At 67.7% G+C, this 3,020-nt stretch carries 2 protein-coding genes and 1 pseudogene; 2 read left to right on the forward strand and 1 reads right to left on the reverse strand.

Annotated elements, in window-relative coordinates:
* Positions 1–725: 725 nt before the first annotated feature.
* Positions 726–1,739 (reverse strand): fumarylacetoacetate hydrolase family protein, encoded by a 1,014-nt coding sequence (locus tag ACK543_RS13075; RefSeq protein WP_409943279.1) that lies wholly within the window; start codon positions 1,737–1,739, stop codon positions 726–728.
* Positions 1,740–1,897: 158 nt separating this feature from the next.
* Here ACK543_RS13075 and ACK543_RS13080 point away from each other — a divergent pair, with 158 nt between their 5' ends.
* Positions 1,898–2,680: an IclR family transcriptional regulator gene (locus tag ACK543_RS13080; RefSeq protein WP_409943280.1), complete on the forward strand. Its 783-nt coding sequence runs from the start codon at positions 1,898–1,900 to the stop codon at positions 2,678–2,680.
* 14 nt (positions 2,681–2,694) lie between these two features.
* Positions 2,695–3,020: pseudogene (locus ACK543_RS13085) on the forward strand (DUF3108 domain-containing protein); the annotation flags it as partial.

Raw genomic sequence — 3,020 nt, forward strand, 5'->3', positions numbered from 1 at the left:
TCCTTGTCCGTCACGCGCTGTTTGGCGTGGTAGCTGCGGGCCGGGTCTTCCAGCAATATGCGCGGCTCCAGCCGGGGGCGCTGGTCTTTGCCGATCCAGGTGAGTTCTAGTTTCTGGTGTGCCATGTGTTCACATGTGTTCAATCGGGTAACGGGTGACCATCGTCCGGTCTTGCCCATTGTCGCCGGGGTGGCGCAGCGCGGCCACCTGGGCGCTGCACTGGCCCTTGATGTGCCCCCGCGCGCTGTTTGGCACGGCCGACCTGATCGGCCATCCACCCGACGCAACCACCCCAGCAGGCCACCCCCTTGGGCGGTATGCCACCGGCCGGGGTTGGTGGGGCGGCAGGGCTGGACAGCGCACACCCCCTGGGGATGCTGCGCTGCCGCTCAAGGGTTCAGCCCCGTGTGATGCCTGCCGGGGAGGGCACGACCCAGCGCAGGGGCTGTTCGGGCCAGGCAGGCCGGGCTGCGGCCCAGGCTGCGGCCCTGGATGCGGCGGTGGGCGCGGCGGTGGGGGCGCCTGCGGTGGCCCGGGCGCGCAAGCGGGTACGGCGTTTTAAGGGGCTGCGCCTTATTAGCTATTTAATTGATAGCTGAAAGCGCTTATTCAGCAAGCGCTGGCGCATGTTTTTACGTGTATTTTGCATGGTGCCGCCACGCCGCGCCCCGGCTCGGGCGGGCTCAGCCCGAACGGTTCAGGCCGCGCGGATGCCCGTGGTGGGCTCAGGTGGCCGGGGCGGCAATCGCCTGATCAATGGCACCGAAAATGCTCGCGCCGTCTTTGCCCTTGACCTCGATGCGGATGGTGTCGCCGTACTTCATGAATTCGGTGCTGGGCTGGCCGTCCTGGATGGTTTCGATGCAGCGCTTTTCGGCAATGCAGCTGTAGCCCTTGGGCCATTCGGTGCGGCCGTTCGCGTCGGTGATGCCCTTGTTGCTCACGGTGCCGCTGCCGATGATGGAGCCGGCGCGCACGTTGCGCGTCTTGGCCACGTGGGCGATGAGCTGGCCGAAGTGAAATGTCATCTCCGGGCCCGCATCGCACATGCCTACCTTGCGGCCGTTCCAGGTGGACTGCACGGTGAGGTGCAGGCGGCCGTGGTCCCAGGCGTCGCCCAGTTCATCGAGCGTGACGGCCACGGGGCCAAAGGCGGTGGCGGGTTTGCTCTGGAAAAAACCAAAGCCCTTGGCCAGCTCGGCAGGGATCAGGTTGCGCAGGCTCACGTCGTTGGCGATCATCACCAGCCGGATGCCCTCCAGGGCCTGGTCGGCATCAGCGCCCATCTTCACATCGCCGGTCACCACGGCAATCTCGGCCTCAAAGTCGATGCCCATGGCCTCGCTGGGCACCACCACGTCATCGCGGGGGCCGATGAAGTCGTCGCTGCCGCCCTGGTACATCAGGGGGTCGGTGTAGAAGCTCTCAGGCACCTCGGAGTTGCGTGCTTTTCGCACCAGCTCCACATGGTTGATATAGGCCGAGCCATCGGCCCACTGATAGGCACGCGGCAGCGGGGCCATGCACTGGGCGGGGTCAAACGGAAAGGCGTGGCGGGCGCGGCCGCTGTTGAGCTGCTCGTACAGGTCTTGCAGCTGGGGGGCAAGAAAGCCCCAGTCGTCCAGCACCTGCTGCAGCTTGCTGGCGATGCCGGTCGCATAATGGGCTGTGCCCAGGTCGCGGGATACAACCACGAGTTGGCCGTCGCGAGAGCCGTCTTTGTAGGTAGCGAGTTTCATGGTGGCAGGACCTTTGTCTCAGGGTGAAGTCTGGGAAAAGCGATTCCACCCAGGTCCCCGGGGCCTCGCCTTGCGGCTGCGGCAGCATTGGGGCCACGGTTGAAATTACGCTGGGGTAAATTCATTTAACTAATCAAAACGAGCGAATTTTAGTGCACATGGCCAAAGAACGTGCAGGCATTCAGTCGGTGGAGGTGGGTTTTGCGTTGCTTGAGGGGCTCACCCGCGCGCGCGGCCCCCTCATGCTCAAGGATGTGGCCGCCGCTGGCGGGATGAGCGCGGCCAAGGCGCACCGGTATCTAGTGAGCTTTCAGCGCCTGGGGCTGGTGGTGCAGGACGCCCGCACCGGCCACTACGACCTGGGCCCTGCCGCGCTGAAGCTGGGGCTGGCATCGCTGGCCCGGCTGGACGCCATGCGCATGGCCCGCGAGCGCATGCCCGAGCTGATGCAAAGCATCGGCCACACACTGGCCCTGGCGGTGTGGGGCAATCACGGCCCGACCATCGTGCACTGGGAAGAATCGCCCCAGGCCGTGACGGCCAACCTGCGCCTGGGCGATGTGATGCCGCTGCTGTCGTCGGCCACGGGCCGCTGCTTTGCCGCCCACATGGCACCAGAGGTCGTCGCGCCGCTGATCAAGGAAGAGCTTGCCCGCGTGGTCAAGATGCGCCGCACCGATCTGCCCGCCACCATGGCCGAGGTCAAGACCCTGCTGGCCGAAGTGCGCAAGCGCGGCGCGGCGCGCGTGGTCGATACGCTGCTGCCGGGCATCGTGGCCTTTTGCGCGCCGGTGTTCGACGCGGACGGCCACCTGGAGCTGGGCATCACCACGCTGGGCTCCATTGCCACGTTCGACCCCGAATGGGGCGGCGCGGTGGATGTGCCCCTGCGCGCCGCCGCCGCGCAGTTGTCGCGTGACCTGGGCGCGGGCAGCGCCTGAAACCGCAGCAGTCCGTGCCACGGCGCGCCCTGTTCCTGATCACTGCGGCGGTGCTGGCCCTGCACTGGCTGGTGCTGGGCGGAGTTTCGCTGGGGTGGCATGCTGCGCCGCAGCCTGCGGGCCAGGTGTTCAGCACGCGCAGCATTGCGCCCGCCCCGCTGGCGCCACCCGCAGTGCAGACCGCCGAACCCACCCCGCCAGCACGGGCGCGCCCGGCGGCCTCTGCCCGCCCAGCCCCGCGCAATCCGCCCGCCACAACCCGACCCGGGCCAGGCACACCCGTGGCCGCACCACCGGCGACCGTGGCCGAGGGCGCCAGCGACGCCACCCAGCCCCGCGC

The organism is Acidovorax sp. (assembly GCF_046341535.1).
Lineage (GTDB): Bacteria > Pseudomonadota > Gammaproteobacteria > Burkholderiales > Burkholderiaceae_C > Acidovorax.